Raw genomic sequence first — 15216 nt, forward strand, 5'->3', positions numbered from 1 at the left:
GATGAAAACGTGCACGAGCTACGCGAGATGGTGCGAATACTGAGCCGAAATACAGAAGAAGGGGCGGCGCGGAGCACTGGCGCGTGGGAGTTGAAAGCGAAGCGCAAGTCGGGGCTTCTTGCTAGACGTTGGGACCGCGCGTGCTAGTGGCAAGCGCGGCTCGGATGACCAGTCAGGCGCTCGGCGAGCCGTCCTTGTGGACGAACCGGCCATCGGCGTTGGCGCTCATCATGTCGACATCGGAACAGATCGTCAGATCTTCGTAGACGCGCGCGCCGACTCTGAGATAGACCGCCAATCGCGACGAGCGGTTGATCATGTGATGACCGTTGCCCGTGCCCTTCGCGTTGCGGCACGTTCGCGACATCGATCCTGGGCATGGCGAAGCCTCGCTTTGAGACGCGCACGATGCGCGTTGGTCGCGGCTAGCCTGGCAGACTTTCACGATGAATCGGGCATAAGGCGCGCGACGCGTTCGGCTATGTACCTCTGAGTTGCACCAGCGAGGCGCGCTGCTGGCGTTGCGAATCGAAGTTGTCGTCGGCGAGCCATCGCTCGAAGGCCTGCCTGATGCGCGGCCAATCCTGATCGATGATCGCGTACCATGCGGTATCGCGATTGCGGCCCTTGTAGACGATCGCCTGTCGGAAGATGCCTTCGAATTCGAAACCGAGCCGTTGCGCGGTCTTGCGCGAAGGCGCGTTGAGGCTGTCGCACTTCCATTCGTAACGGCGATACTTCAGATCGTCGAAGACGTAACGCATCAGCAGATACTGCGCTTCGGTCGAGAGGCGCGTCTTCTTGAGCGACGGCGAGAAGGTCACGCTGCCTACTTCGATCACGCCATGCACGGGTTCGATGCGCATCAGCGCAAAGGTGCCGACCGCCTTGTCGTTCGCGCGATCGATGACCGCATAGTGCAGCGGATCGGTGGATGCCGCCGCTTGCACGAGGTAGCGGTCGAATGACTCGCGATCCCTGAACGGCTCGGCGAACAGGTAGGTCCAGTCGCGGCCATCGGCGGCCTGGCCGTATGCGTCATACAGATCCGCTGCGTGACGTGCGACATCGAGCGGTTCGATGCGGCAATGCGCTCCATCGATGACGATGCGTGCGGGCCGCTCGCGTGGCGTCCATCCGTCCACCGGCTCGCCGATGCTTTGCCCGAATCCGTTGGTTCTCGTCATGTTGTGCGGGTTCCTGTCGTAGTGTGCTGTCATTTATTGCTCAAGTCCACCGCGAATCTTCGGCGATTCATTTCCGAAACATCACTTGGTTGGCTTCTCTCAGTACGCCAACGGATAGATACGCCAAAGGGCCTACAGAACGCCTTTCTTGATCAGTTCGATAAATTCGCGAGTCTGCGCAATGTGCGCCTTCATCGTCTCTCGAGCGTCCAGCATGATAGTGAGCAGTCTTCGCGCATCATCGGTCGATAGACCTTTCTCGTCCAAACGCAGCAAGTGCCCCTCTTGGTCATCGATTCGTCGGTTCGCTTCCGCGAGGTGCTCCAGAGCCTTGCCAAGTTGAACTGTCTCGTATTCGAGGTCCATGTTCGTCTCCGTATGGGTGATGCGCTGCGCGTGCAGTGAATGCACACGCAGCGCCATTCCTTGGAACTCGATTTTACGACCGCGCAACCACCCCTGACTGCTCAGGCAAACGGAATCCGGATGGCCAATCCAAACAACACCACCGCGAAAGAGCAGCGTTGAAACCGCTCGGCACGTGGACTGCGCCGTAGACAGGACGACAGGTGCGACGCGCCGGCGACGCAGGCCAGGTCGAAGGCGATTTCCTGTCAGCACGAGGACGGAGCCGAGTTCAGCCGCTTGAGACGAGACGGGGGCTCGCCTTGGGATTCAGCAGGCTGCATAGCATTCCCGTGGCAACCGACGAGCGCAGCGTCGCTGCAGCAGCGCGTTTTACTGCTTCAATCCCCGAGCAGCTTCGGCAACTCAAGCAACGTCCGATGCGCGCCACCTTGCTCGACCGCATCCGCATATGTCGCGCGCACGGCGGCAGCGATCCCGTCGACGGCGCCGTTGTCACCGGCCATCGTCACGTAATAGCCGAGATCCTTGAGTGCGTTCGACATATGAAACGGCATGCCCGACGGATCGCCTTCGATGAGCGACGGACGCAGCCGCTCCAGCGCCGCACCGCCGCCGCCGCCTTTCGCGAGCACGTCGACGAACGTGCGCGCATCCACGCCCGCGCGTGTCGCGCAGGCCGCCGCTTCCGAGATCAGCGCAATCGTCCCGAGCGACACGAAGTTGTGCAGCAGCTTCATGCTGTGTCCCGCGCCAAGGCCGCCGACGAGCGTCACGTTCTCCGCATAGGTGCGCAGCAACGGCTCGATGCGCGCGAACAGCTCGGCTGACGCGCCGACCAGCAGGTTCAGACGTCCTTCGTGCGCTTCCTTCGCGGTGCGCGTCATCGGCGCATCGACGAAGAAGCCGCCTGCTTCCTCCACGAGCGCTGCCATGCGCCGCGTCGATGCGGGCACGGCCGTCGAGCAGTCGATGACGATCGTTTCCGGCCGCAATCCCGCCAGCACGCCATCGGGCGCGGTCAGCACCGCTTCGACTTCGGGCGAACCCGTCACGCACAGAATGACGATGTCCGATTCCCGCGCGAGCGCCGCGCCGTTCGCGACGGTCTTCACGCCGCCCGCAAGAAGTTCGTCGAGCGGCTGATTGCCGGGATGCTCGACCACCGTGAGCGGATAACCATGCTTCATCACGTTGCGTGCGATGCCGTGCCCCATCAGGCCGATACCGATCATGCCGATTCGTTGCTTCATGCGTGTCTCTTCCGTTGTCGTGTTCGAATTGATTCAGCGGTTGACGAGGCGCTTCGGCAGCATCATGGTGAGCACGATGCCGAGCACGAGGCAGCCGACCATCGAGAAAATCGGCAGCGTCATGCCGCCCGATGCCTGCTTCAGAAATCCGACCGCATACGGGCCGAAGAAGCCGCCGAGATTGCCGAAGGCGCTGATCCATGCAATGCCGACCGCCGCCGCGGCCTGCCCGAGCACCGCAGTCGGCATGCTCCAGAAGAGCGGCGGAAACGACAGCAATCCCGCATTGGCGATGCACAGCGCGATCATGCCGAGCCACAGATTGTCATGCCAGATCACCGAGAGCGACAGGCCGGCCGCGCCCATCAGCAGGAGCGCCGCAACGTGCATGCGCCGTTCGCCGCGCCGGTCCGCGCTGCGGCCGAACATCACCATCACGACGACGGCGACCGCGTTGGGCAATGCCGCGAGCGCGCCGATCGCGAAGTCGCCGGAAATGCCCATCGACTTGATCATGGTCGGGGCCCAGAACGTGTAGCCGTAGATGCCGAACACATCGAGAAAATAGATCAGGCAGAACGCCCACACGAGCGCGCTCGTGAAGAGGCCCTTGTGATTCGATTCCGCCGTCACCGCGCGATCCTCGGCGAGCACGCGCGACAGGAACACGCGATCCGTCTCGCTGAAGCGCGGGCTCTTCGTGACGTCGTCGTCGAGGCCTTTCCACGTGTAGACCGCCGCGATGAACGCGGGCAAGGCCTCCACGATGAAGATCCACTTCCAGCCGGCGAGGTGCATGAGGCCGTCGAAGTACTGCATGATGAAGCCGGTCAGCGGCGAGCCGATGAGACCCGCGAGCGCGAGCGCCGCATAGAACATGCTCAGGATGCGCGCGCGCCGGTTGCGCGGAAACGACTGGCCGATATAGAAGATGATCGCCGGAATGAAGCCCGCCTCCGCGACGCCGAGCAGGCAGCGCATCACGTAGAACTGCATCGGCGTGGCGACGAAGGCGGTCAGCCCCGACACGACGCCCCACGAAAGAATGATGCGCGTGATCCATCGGCGCGCGCCGACGCGCTGAAGGATCATGTTGCTCGGCACTTCGAAAACCACGTAGCCGAGAAAGAAGATGCCCGCGCCGAAGCCGAACACGGCATCGGAGAAACCGAGCTGCTGCGCCATTTGCAGCTTCGCGAAGCTCACGTTCACGCGATCGATATAAGACGTGATGTACGCGAACATCAGGATCGGCAGGACCTGCAGCGCGAGACGCCGGAAAATCCGGTCGGCGGTGGCCGCATCATGTGACGGCGCGGGCGATGCCGCGCCGTGCGGCATGTTGGTCGCATCGATTTCCACGTCTGTCTCCGTCTATGTTTTTTGAGTCCGGCTCGCGCGGGACGCGGCGGGACAGGAGAAATGTAGCGGCTGCAGAGCGCGGGTGATATGCGAAATCGCTGAAGCGGGCTTTCGAATACTTCGAACACGCGCTTTCCGGCACGGCGCGCGCCCCGGTCAGGGTTTTCCTGTACTCAAGCGCGACGCGGCGAGCGTAGGCGAATGCCATACTGCGCGGCATGAACTCTTGAGGGGCATCCGGTTTGTTCGATCTCACGTCGCTGGCTCTCTTTCTGCGCGCCGTCGAAATGGGCAGCTTGTCCAAGGCGGCGCAGCAATCGCACATGTCGCTGTCGACGGCGAGCCGGCGCATCGCGCTGCTCGAGCATCACTTTCGCGTGGGGCTCTTGAACCGCACGTCGGCGGGCGTCGAGCCCACGCCCGCGGGCGAAGCGCTCGCGCGTCACGCCACCGATCTCTTGCTCAAGACCGACGCGATCTATAGCGAGTTGTCCGACTATACGAAAGGGTCGGTCGGCCGGGTGCGCGTGTTCGCCAATATCTCCGCGATCAGCCAGGACTTGCCCGATCATCTGCGTGCATTCTCGCAGCGCTATCAGGACATCAAGCTCCATATCAGCGAACTGCGCAGCCTGGATATTCTTCAGGCCTTGCGCGAAGGGCGCGCGGATGTAGGCGTCGTGACATCGCAGAGCGGCATGGAAGGCATTCGCCTCGCCCCGTATTGCACCGACCGCATCAGCGTGGTCGTGCCGGAAGATCATGTGCTGCGCGGCGAAGAGATCGATTTTGCCGCGCTGCTCGAACACGATATCGTCGGCCTCGACGACAAGGCCGAAGTCACGCGCATGCTCGTCAAGGAAGCCGCGCTCGCGGGCCGCACCATCCGCTTTCGCGTGCAGGTGCAAAGCTTCGAGGGCATGTGCCGGCTGATCGCGGCGGGACAGGGCATCGGCGTGCTGCCCGAAGGCGCGGTGCGGCTCTTTCGCGAGCCGATGCGCCTGCGCTTCATCCGCCTGACGAATCCGTGGGCCGAGCGCGTGATGTCCGTCGGCATACGCTCGGGCGCGGCGCCCTTGCCCGCGCGCAAGCTCTTCGATTATCTGAGCGCACTCGCGCCCGCTACGCTCATCGCGCCGGGGGGCGAGCGCTCCGCCACGTGAAGCCTTGCGCATATTCGAAGACTCCCGTTTCCGCATTCGCACTTCCACCGCTTGCGCGCGTCCGCTAGATTGGCCCTCTGAACAGGCGTCGAAAAGAGGAGACATCGCGCAATGGCAACAACGCATCACATCGCCGTCATTCCGGGCGACGGCATCGGCAAGGAAGTCATGGTCGAAGGCTTGCGCGTGCTGAAGGCGGCCGCCGCGCGCTATGACATCGGACTCGATTTCGACGAATTCGCGTCATGGTGCACCGAGCACTACGTGCAGCACGGCACGATGATGCCCGCCGATTGGGACAGGCAGATCGGCAAGCACGACGCGATCTTCTTCGGCGCGGTCGGCACGCCGGACGTCGTGCCGGATCACACGGCCGTGTGGGAATCGATCATCAGGATTCGCCGGGACTTCGATCAATACGTGAACCTGCGGCCGGTGCGCCTGATGCCCGGCGTGCCTTCGCCGCTCGCGAACCGCAAGCCCGGCGACATCGACTTTCTGGTGGTGCGCGAGAACACCGAAGGGGAGTATTCGTCGGTCGGCGGACGCATGTTCGAAGGCACCGAGCGCGAGTTCGCGACGCAGCAGGCGGTCTTCACGCGCACGGGCGTCGACCGCATTCTCGACTTCGCGTTCCAGCTCGCGCAAAGCCGCCCGAAGAAACAACTGACCGCCGCGACGAAGTCCAACGGCATCTCGATCACGATGCCGTATTGGGACGAGCGCCTGGCCGAAGCGGCGAAGCGATACCCCGACATCGCGACGCGCAAGTTCCACATCGACATTCTGTGCGCGCATTTCGTGCAGCATCCGGATCGTTTCGATGTCGTGGTCGCGTCGAATCTGTTCGGCGACATCCTTTCCGATCTCGGGCCGGCTTGCACGGGCACCATCGGCATCGCGCCTTCGGCGAATCTGAATCCGGAGCGGCGCTTTCCGTCGCTCTTCGAGCCGGTGCATGGCTCGGCGCCCGATATCGCGGGCAAGGGCATCGCCAATCCGATCGGGCAGATATGGTCGGCGGCCCTGATGCTGCAGCATCTCGGGCGCGGCGACGCGCGCTATGAAGCAGCGGCGAAGACGATCGTCTCGGCCATCGAAAGCGTGCTCGAAAACGGCCCGCGCACGCCCGACATGGGCGGCACGGCGAACACCATCGAAGTCGGCACGGCGATCGCCGAAGCCGTCACGGAACACGCACTGATCACGGAGTAAGCATGGAATATCGTCACTTCATCGGCAATGCGTGGAGCGCGGGCAATAACGGCGAATCGCTCGATGTCATCGACCCGAGCACCGGCGAGCCGTTCGCGGCGATCGCACGCGGCAACGCCGCCGATATCGCCACGGCCGTCCACGCAGCCCGCAGCGCAATGGGCGACGCGCTCGACGGTCCGTGGGCGAAGCTCTCGCCTGCCGAGCGCTCGAACCTGCTGTTCGCCTACGCGAAGGCCGTGCTCGATCATGCCGACGAACTCGCGCAACTCGAAGCGCGCGACACGGGCAAGGCGCTCAAGACCGCGCGCACCGATGCGGCCGTGCTCGCGCGCTATCTGCAGTACTACGCCGGCTGCGTCGACAAGCTGCACGGCGAAACGCTGCCCTATGCGACCGGCTTCACCGTGCTGACGGTGCGCGAGCCGATCGGCGTGACGGGCCACATCATTCCGTGGAATTACCCGATGCAGATCTACGGACGCAGCGTCGGCGCATCGCTCGCGGCGGGCAACGCGTGCGTCGTGAAACCCGCGGAGGACGCGAGCCTGTCGATCCTGCGTCTCGCCGAAATCGCCGCCGACATCGGCTTTCCGGCAGGCGCGATCAATGTCGTCACGGGACTCGGCAGCGAAGCGGGCGCGGCGTTGTCGGCGAACGAAGGCATCGGTCATATCTCGTTCACCGGTTCGACGGCGACGGGCGCGCTCGTCGGACGCACGGCGGCGGAACGTCATTGCCCGAGCGTGCTGGAACTCGGCGGCAAGTCGCCGCAACTCGTGTTCGACGATGCCGATCTCGACGAAGCCCTGCCCGTGATCCAGAACGCGATCATCCAGAACGCCGGGCAAACGTGCTCGGCGGGCAGCCGTCTGCTGGTTCAGCGCGGCATCTACGAAACCGTGATCGAACGTCTCGCGCAGCGTTTCGAAGCGCTGCGTTCCGGTCCGCCGGCGATGGACCTCGACATGGGCCCGCTCGTCAACGCGAAGCAACATGCGCGCGTGCGCGGCATCGTCGAGCAGGCAGAAGGCGAGGGCATTCGCGTGGCGGCGCGCGGCAAGATCGTGGTGGAGGCATCGCGTAACGGCTTTTTCCAGGAAGCGGTGCTGTTTCGCGACGTGCCGCCGGAAAGCCGGCTCGCGCAGGAAGAAGTCTTCGGGCCGGTGCTCGCGGTGATGCCCTTCGACGATGAAGCCGAAGCCGTGAAGCTCGCGAACGGCACGAACTACGGTCTCGTCGCGGGCGTATGGACGCGCGACGGATCGCGCGGCCTGCGTCTCGCGCGCAAACTGCAGGCGGGTCAGGTGTTCATCAACAACTACGGCGCGGGCGGCGGCGTGGAGTTGCCGTTCGGCGGCGTGAAGGCGAGCGGGCATGGACGCGAGAAGGGCTTCGAGGCGCTGTACGGTTTCACGAGCCTGAAGACCATCGCGATCAGGCACGGCTAGTTCCGCGCGGGTTCACATCGTCATGGCGACTCTCAACATCATCGGCGCGGGGCGTGTCGGCGCGACGCTCGGCAATCTGATCGTCGCGAACCGCGTGCTCGATATCGGCGATGTATCCGACAGCGATATCGCGCACGCGCGCGAAGCGGTCGATTTCATCGGCGCGGGCCGCGCGCTCGGCGATATCGGCGCGATGCGTCCCGCCGATATCTGGCTGCTCTCGGTGCCCGACGCGCGTATCGCGGACGTGGCGCACGTGCTCGCACGGCATCGAAAGAACGACGCGCCTGCGATTGCCGTGCATTGCAGCGGCGCGCTCGATACCGACACGCTTTCGCCCTTGCGCGCGATCGGCTGGAGCGTGGCGAGCGCGCATCCGATGCTGAGCTTCGCCAAGCCGGGCACCGCCGTGTTCCAGTTCGAAGGCACGCCGTGCGGACTCGAAGGCGATCGCGCCGCGCGTGCGGCATGGAGCGAGATTCTCGCGGCCATCGGCGCGCGCTGCTTCGATATCGAGCCGGGCAGCAAGGCGCTCTATCACGCGGCGGCGGTCGTCGCGTCGAACTTTCTGCCGATTCTCGCGGCAATGTCCGTCGAGATGTGGCAGGCGGCGGGCATTCCGCAAGCGCTCATCGATGACATGATGCATACGCTCACGCGCAATGCCGCCACCAACGTCGTTTCGCTCGGGCCGCAGGATGCGCTGACCGGACCGGCGGCGCGCGGCGATCATGCGGTCGTCGAAGCGCAAGCGCAGGCCATCGGCGCGTGGGACGCGGTATCGCGCGATGCGTACGATGCGCTCTCGACGCTCGCCACGCGGCTTGCGCGCACGGGCAAGGTGCGTGAGGTATCGTCCGCGGATGCCGGTCTTAACGTCGCCCCGTCATCGCTTGGCCGTTGATGTGCGCACTTCCCCGCACTCGAGCCTTGACGCACAACCCGGCGAAACTCCAAAAACGCCCGAGCAATCGAGCGGTTTGTGCACTACGATTGCCTCTGCACGTTCCATACGTTGGGTAAGTCAGCCAGGCAGCACGTAACCCACAACGAAGGAGACGCCAGATGAGTGAGCGAGATGCGCTGTTTTGCGCGTGCTGCGGCAGTGTCGAGCATCGGGCAATGAGTCGCCGTACTTTCATGAGCCTCGTCGCCGGCACCGCTGCCGGACTCGTGGTGCCTCCGGCGTTCGCCGACGCTCAGGCCGTGCCGTCGATTGCTTACGACTCGATTGCCGATCCCGTTCATTTGCCCAAGGACATGTATTTCGGCGAGTGCTCCGGTGTCGCGCTCAACTCGCACGGGCACATCTTCGTGCTGTCACGCGGCAACACGATGGGGCCCGCCTATGGCGCCGCCGCGGCACAACTGCTGGAGTTCGCGCCGGACGGACGCTTCGTCCGCGAGATAGGGCACAACCTATACGCGTGGTCGTTCGCTCATACGGTGAAGGTCGATCGGCAGGACAACATCTGGGTGACGGACAAGGGCTCCGACATGGTGATCAAGTTCACGCCGGAAGGCCGCGTCGCGATGGTGTTCGGCCGCAAGCAGGAAGCCGCCGACGAGGAGACCGGCCCGCTGAAGCATCCGAACCCGCCGCTGCGCGCCGAGCCTGGCCGCTTCCGCCAAGTGACCGACGTCGCGTGGGACGTCGCGGGCAACACCTACATCAGCGACGGCTATATCAACTCGCGCGTCGCGAAGGTCGATCGCGACGGCAACTGGATCAAGTCGTGGGGCGATCGCGGTAGCGGCCCGGGTCAGTTCCATACGCCGCATAGCATCGCGGTCGATGCGAACGACAACGTCTACGTCGCGGACCGCAGCAACCGGCGCATTCAGGTGTTCGACACCGAAGGCAACTTCCAGCGGCAATTCACGATCGACGTTCCCGTGCCGCCGGATGCACGTCCGGCGATTGGCAACATGCCGGATGAAGCGGCCATCGCGGCCGGCACGTTCGCGCCGGGCTCGCCGTGGGCCATCTGCATATCGCCCGGGCCGAATCAGGTGCTCTACAGCGCCGATGCATTCCCGGGCCGCATCTACAAGATGACGCTCGACGGCAAAGTGCTCGGCGTGCTCGGGAAAGCGGGCAAGCAGCCGAAGCAGTTCGGCTGGATTCATCAGATGGCATGCCCTTCGGAGAACGTGCTATTCGTCGCCGAACTGCTGAACTGGCGCGTGCAGAAGCTGGTTCTGCACGCTTGATGAGTCGGCTATCGAGCAAGTCGCGGCGACCTGGCACATCACGCCGGTATGTCGCGCGTAGCGTGCGTATCGAGCGGGCGAGCTTGCAGGTCAGATGACACGGTCGAACGGATCACGGGCCGCAAGCCGATGACCGTGCGCAATTACGTCCTCGAGAATCGCGAGATTTTCACGCCTGCAGCGGGATAAATCGGTCCGTGTGCGGGCGCGTGTTGAACCGGTACAACTCCGCAGGATTATCGGTGAGTATCTTGCGGCGAACGCCGTCGCTTTCCACGAGCCGCATCGTCCAGTCGAGCATGCGGGCGTCGTCCGGCACCGGCTTGACGTTGGGATGCGGCCAGTTCGACGCCCACACGCCGCGCTCGGGAAAACGCGCGGACAGCGTGCGCACGAGCCAGGACACGTCGTCGAAATCCGGCGCGCCGGTGCGGGAGCTTTCATACGGCGCGGACAGCTTGATCCAGCAACGCGGTCCATCGAGCAGGCGGCACAGCGACGCGAATCCTTCGCTTTGCGGCGTGACCGGCGCGAGAAACTTGCCGAGATGATCGATGACGAGATTCGACGGCAGACGCGCGAGCATTGCTTCGTGCTGCGGCAGCGTGTGGCCGTCGAGCTGAAGGTCGATATTCCAGCCGAGCGGTGCGATACGCGCTGACTTATCCGCGAGCGCATCCCACGGCAGCACGCCGCCCGGCAGCATCATGAAGCGCACGCCGCGAATGCCGGCATCGTGCAGGCGCTGGAGTTCGTCATCGCCGATATCCGGCGGCACCACCGCGATGCCGCGCGCGCCGTCGCCCAGTTGCGCGATGGCCGCGAGCGTGCAGCGGTTGTCGAAGCCATAGCCCGTCGGCTGCACGACGATCGCCCGCGAGAAACCGAGCGCGCGCTGCACCTCCCGATACGCCGATGCGGGCGCGGGCGGCGGCGCGAACGTCGCGGTCTTCGCGAGTGGATAGCCTTCTTCGTAGACGTGAATGTGGCAGTCGCAAGCGCCTTCGAGGTTCATCGCGCGTCCGCCTGCATGTCGAAGCCGACGAGACGGAACGCGTGCGCCGCGTTCACCGCGCCTGCGGGAACGACGCCGTCGAAGAGCGCTCGCGTTTGCGCGACCGTTTCCATCGACTGATGCTCGATCGCGCCGGGCGTCAACCCGCCGACATGCGGCGCCGCGATCACGCGCGGATGTGCCGCGAGCGCCGGCGCGGGCATCTGATCCGCCGCGCGTCCGACATCGAGCGCGCATCCCGCGAGATGACCGCGCTCGAGCGCGTCGAGCAGCGCGTCATCGTCGACGAGTTCGCCGCGCGCGGCGTTGATGAAGTACGCGCCGCGCTTCATCGCGGAGAAAGCGCGCGCGTTCATGAGATTCGCCGTCTGCGCATTGGCGGCCGCGAGACACACGACGAAATCCGACTGCGCGAGCAAGTCGTCGAAGCCGGTCTGATGAAGGCGCGTATCGTCGATCGTCGCGAAAGGATCGGACACGACGACGCGCATGCCGAATGCCAGTGCGAGATCGCATAGATAGCGCGAAATCTGTCCGTAGCCGATCACGCCGAACGTGCTGCCGCGCAATTCGCGGCCCATCATCGGCGCGGGCGCTTCATGGCGATGAAAGGCCTCTGCATACGCGGTCGTCCCGCGCGCGAGATCGAGCATCGCGCCGATCACCCACTCCGACACGGACGGCACGAAGCCCGCGCTCGCCTGCGTGACGAGCACGCCGAACTCGCTGGCGGCATCGACATCGACGGTGCGGATATCGACCGCGCAGCGCACGAACGCGGCGAGCTTCGGCAACGCCTCGAACAAGGCGCGCGGCGCGGGCGTCTGACGGTACGCGATGATGACATCGGCATCGCGCGCGGCCTCGATGAGTTCGGCGGTCGTCAGCTCGCGATCTTCGCGGTTGTACGCGACGTCCGCGAACGCCGCGAGCGCAGCCGATGCGCGTGCGCCGAAGTAATGATCCAGCATGTGCCGGGGATGACTCACGAATACCTTGTTCATGTCCTCGTCCTGATTCGTTTCGCGGGCGCGGCGACCGACTCGCGCTCCACCAGCGTGATATTCGTGAACAGCGCCTGCTCCGATGCAGGCATGGGTTCGTCGTGCGGACGCATCGCGCGCTCGACCATCGCGGCGGCCATCGCGGGGACGGGAAGCTGCACGGTCGTGAGCGCGGGGTTCGAGATCGCCGCGAGAAAATGCCCGTCCATGCCGACGATCGATACGTCTTCCGGCACGCGCAGGCCGCACTCGCGCAAACCGGCCATCAAGCCCAGCGCCATCAGATCGTTGACGGCGACGATGCCGGTCGGGCGCGCGTCGTCCTTCGCGAGCAGACGCGCGAGCGCGCGGCCGTTTTCGGCGATCATCGAATCGCCGTATTCGTTCACCGGGCCACTGTCGAGCACGCGCGCCGTCTGCGTGAGACCCGCCTCGTCGGCGGCGGAAAGAAAGCCGTTGATCTTGTCGCGCCGGCTCATCGTCACGCCGGTCAGCGTGGCGAATGCGAGCCGCGTATGGCCGTGCGCGATCAGATGCCGTGTCGCGATGCGCGCCGCTTCGAAGTTGTCCGGCGTGACGTGCTCGACACGCGTCGCTTCGCCTTCGGTCGCGCGGCGGTCGTAACTGACGACGACCATGCCGCGCTCGACCGCGGTTTCCAGATGCCGCTCGTTCGCGAGCGACGAAATGACGATCACGCGGCGCACGCCTTGCGAGAGCAGATCCTCGAAGAACGATGCCTCCTTCGCCGGATCGCGATACGTGTTGCCGATCATCACCCGATAGCCGTAGCGCTCCTGCGCACAGGTTTCGACTTCGCGCGCGATATAGCCGTACATCGGATTGGCGATCGACGGCACCAGCAGTCCGATCAGCGGCGTCTGCCCGGTCTTCAACTGACGCGCGAGCGTGCTCGGACGGTATTGCAGCGCGTTCATCGCGGCCTGCACGCGTGCGAGCGTTTCCTGGCGCATCTGGTCGGTGCGGCCGTTCAACACGTTGGATACCGTGCTCACGGACACGCGGGCCTCGCGGGCGACATCCTGAATGGTGCTCATAAGGTTTGACATCTGCCGGCTACAGGCCGAGCCGGGTCGGCAACCACAACGAAAACGACGGCACGAGAATCAGCGCCACCAGTGCGATGAAAAGCACCAGCAAGTATTTGAGCATAGGGCGTGCGACAGCCTTCATTTCCGTGCCGGTGATGGCGCAGGTCGCGAAGAGCCCGAGCCCGACCGGCGGGGAGAACAGGCCCAGGCCCATCGCGACGACGATCACCGTGCCGAAGTGCAGCGGGCTGATGCCGAGCTGCGTCGCGATCGGCGTGAGGAGCGGCCCGAAGATGATGAGCGCGGGCGCGCCTTCGAGCACCGCGCCGAACACGATCATGATGAGCACGGACAGCAGCAGGAACATCGTGGGGCCGTACTGATGCGCGAACGCGATCATCGAATCGGACACGAGCGCGGGAATCTGCTCGATGGTCAGCGCGAACGACACGCTGGAAGCCGCCGCCACGATGAACAGAATGCTGCTCGCCATCGACGCCGAGCGCACGAACACGCGCACGACCGACTTCAGCGTGAGTTCGCGAAACGCGAGCCATCCGACGATCAACGCATACACCACGGCGAACGCCGACACTTCCGTCGATGTCGCGATGCCCGAAGTCACGCCTTTGCCGATCATCGTGATCATGACGAGCGCGACCAGCGCGCCCCCGGCGAGCGGCAGCCACGCGCGCGGATTCGTGAGCGCATCGGCGAGATTGATGCGCCGGCCGAAGATGACCGCGACGATCGCGAGCGCCACCGCCAGCACCGCCGCCGGCACGACGCCCGCGAGAAACAGACCCGCGATCGATATGTTCGCGACGAAGCCCATGATGATCATGTTCACGCACGGCGGAATGGTCTCCGCCATCACGGCGCTGCAGGCGAGCAACGCCGCCGCCTCGTTCGGATCTTCCTTGCTCTGGCGCACGGCGGGCATGACCACGCCGCCGACCGCCGCGATATCCGCGAGCTTGGAACCGGACACGCCGGAGAAGAACGCCGTCGCCATGATCGTGATGAGGCCGAGTCCGCCGCGCACGCGCCCGAAAATGCGCAGCAGCAGTTCGATCAGGCGCGACGACATGCCGTTGGTTTCCATCAGCAGGCCGGCCAGCACGAAGAACGGAATGGCGAGCAGCACGAAGTGGTCGGTGCCGGCCATCACTTGCTGCGAGTAGACGAGCATCGGCAGCGACGGTTCGGCGAGGAAGTAGAGCAGGGCCGAGAACGCGAGCACGAAGCCGATCGGCACGCCGAGCACGAGTCCGCCGATGAAACCGGCCAGCAGCAGGAAGCCGGGCTTCATCGCGTGAGCGGGCACCAACGCGTTCCACGCGAACACGGCTGCCGCGAGCAGCACGCAGCCGGCGAGCGTGCCGAGCACGATCTTGCGCGCGCCGTTCAGGGCATTGGCAAGCGCGAAGACCGTAATGAACACGCTGCCTATCACGAGCGGATACACGTTGATCCACGCGGGCAGGCCGCTCGGCGTCATCTGGCCATACGAATCGACGAGCAGAAGACACGACGACACGCACAGATTCCCCGCGACGCCCGCGATCACCCAATGCCCGACGTGCACGAGCGCGGGTTGCCAGCGTCCCGGCAACATGCCGCGAAACAGGTCGACGCCGACGTGCTGGCTGCGTCCGAGCACGGTGGCCGCGCCGAAGAACACCAGCACGATCATCAGCGCGCCGGCGACTTCCTCGGCCCAGTCGAACGGATCGTGCAGGAAATAGCGATAGATCACCGAGAGGAACACCACGATCACATCGGCGGCGAGCACGGCCGCGCAGAAGTATTCGATCCAGTGCATGAGGCGCGCGAGGCCGCGCGCAAGCACGGTCTCATGGCCGAATCCGGGCGCGGCGAGTTGCGCCTCCGGTCCGGGCGTCGCGGAGAAAGTGGTCATGGTGTCGGCCTCT

13 protein-coding genes and 1 pseudogene are annotated in these 15216 nt (G+C 64.9%); 5 read left to right on the plus strand and 9 right to left on the minus strand.

Annotation, left to right across the window (positions count from 1 at the left end; translation table 11 throughout):
* Positions 1-172: 172 nt before the first annotated feature.
* The 5 genes and pseudogenes from AWB72_RS26630 to AWB72_RS26650 form a co-directional block, all read right to left on the minus strand.
* Positions 173-367 carry a cupin domain-containing protein gene (locus tag AWB72_RS26630; RefSeq protein ID WP_342066322.1) on the minus strand — a complete coding sequence of 65 codons (195 nt, stop codon included), beginning with the start codon at positions 365-367 and terminating at the stop codon, positions 173-175.
* 121 nt (positions 368-488) lie between these two features.
* A pseudogene (locus AWB72_RS26635) lies at positions 489-1187 on the minus strand (GNAT family N-acetyltransferase); the annotation flags it as partial.
* Positions 1188-1319: 132 nt separating this feature from the next.
* The gene (locus AWB72_RS26640; RefSeq protein ID WP_143754687.1) at positions 1320-1553 is read right to left on the minus strand and encodes a hypothetical protein; all 234 of its coding nucleotides are present in this window, start codon (positions 1551-1553) and stop codon (positions 1320-1322) included.
* 380 nt (positions 1554-1933) lie between these two features.
* Positions 1934-2806 carry an NAD(P)-dependent oxidoreductase gene (locus AWB72_RS26645; protein WP_040053569.1) on the minus strand — a complete coding sequence of 291 codons (873 nt, stop codon included), beginning with the start codon at positions 2804-2806 and terminating at the stop codon, positions 1934-1936.
* A gap of 33 nt (positions 2807-2839) precedes the next feature.
* Entirely contained in the window at positions 2840-4168 is a 1329-nt protein-coding gene (locus tag AWB72_RS26650; RefSeq protein ID WP_040053570.1) for an MFS transporter, read from the minus strand.
* A gap of 242 nt (positions 4169-4410) precedes the next feature.
* On the opposite strand from AWB72_RS26650, the gene AWB72_RS26655 reads away from it, so the two are divergent.
* The 5 genes from AWB72_RS26655 (at position 4411) to AWB72_RS26675 (ending at position 10211) form a co-directional block, all read left to right on the plus strand.
* The gene (locus AWB72_RS26655) at positions 4411-5331 is read left to right on the plus strand and encodes a LysR family transcriptional regulator (protein ID WP_040053571.1); all 921 of its coding nucleotides are present in this window, start codon (positions 4411-4413) and stop codon (positions 5329-5331) included.
* A 111-nt stretch (positions 5332-5442) separates the two neighbouring features.
* Complete coding sequence (locus AWB72_RS26660) at positions 5443-6546, plus strand: tartrate dehydrogenase (protein ID WP_040053572.1); 1104 nt, start codon at positions 5443-5445, stop codon at positions 6544-6546.
* A gap of 2 nt (positions 6547-6548) precedes the next feature.
* The gene (locus tag AWB72_RS26665) at positions 6549-7997 is read left to right on the plus strand and encodes an aldehyde dehydrogenase family protein (RefSeq protein ID WP_040053573.1); all 1449 of its coding nucleotides are present in this window, start codon (positions 6549-6551) and stop codon (positions 7995-7997) included.
* Between the two features lie 22 nt (positions 7998-8019).
* Positions 8020-8901 carry a Rossmann-like and DUF2520 domain-containing protein gene (locus tag AWB72_RS26670; RefSeq protein WP_052450166.1) on the plus strand — a complete coding sequence of 294 codons (882 nt, stop codon included), beginning with the start codon at positions 8020-8022 and terminating at the stop codon, positions 8899-8901.
* Between the two features lie 161 nt (positions 8902-9062).
* Positions 9063-10211, plus strand: a complete 1149-nt coding sequence (locus AWB72_RS26675) for a peptidyl-alpha-hydroxyglycine alpha-amidating lyase family protein (RefSeq protein ID WP_040053574.1) — start codon at positions 9063-9065, stop codon at positions 10209-10211.
* 169 nt (positions 10212-10380) lie between these two features.
* On the opposite strand, the gene AWB72_RS26680 is transcribed toward AWB72_RS26675, so the two are convergent.
* Genes AWB72_RS26680 through AWB72_RS26695 form a run of 4 tightly spaced genes read right to left on the minus strand, consistent with a single transcriptional unit; the run spans position 10381 to position 15203 of the window.
* Positions 10381-11226: an amidohydrolase family protein gene (locus tag AWB72_RS26680; RefSeq protein ID WP_052450167.1), complete on the minus strand. Its 846-nt coding sequence runs from the start codon at positions 11224-11226 to the stop codon at positions 10381-10383.
* Positions 11223-12230: a hydroxyacid dehydrogenase gene (locus tag AWB72_RS26685; RefSeq protein WP_040053575.1), complete on the minus strand. Its 1008-nt coding sequence runs from the start codon at positions 12228-12230 to the stop codon at positions 11223-11225. Before AWB72_RS26685 ends, AWB72_RS26680 begins: the two co-directional genes overlap by 4 nt.
* Positions 12227-13288, minus strand: coding sequence for a LacI family DNA-binding transcriptional regulator (locus AWB72_RS26690; RefSeq protein WP_040053576.1), 1062 nt, complete (start codon positions 13286-13288; stop codon positions 12227-12229). The genes AWB72_RS26685 and AWB72_RS26690 overlap by 4 nt, the downstream gene beginning before the upstream one ends.
* Before the next feature lie 19 nt (positions 13289-13307).
* Positions 13308-15203: a TRAP transporter large permease gene (locus AWB72_RS26695; protein ID WP_040053577.1), complete on the minus strand. Its 1896-nt coding sequence runs from the start codon at positions 15201-15203 to the stop codon at positions 13308-13310.
* Between the last annotated feature and the right edge of the window lie 13 nt (positions 15204-15216).

The sequence above is a fragment of the Caballeronia concitans genome (assembly GCF_001544615.1).
GTDB classification, from domain to species: domain Bacteria; phylum Pseudomonadota; class Gammaproteobacteria; order Burkholderiales; family Burkholderiaceae; genus Caballeronia; species Caballeronia concitans.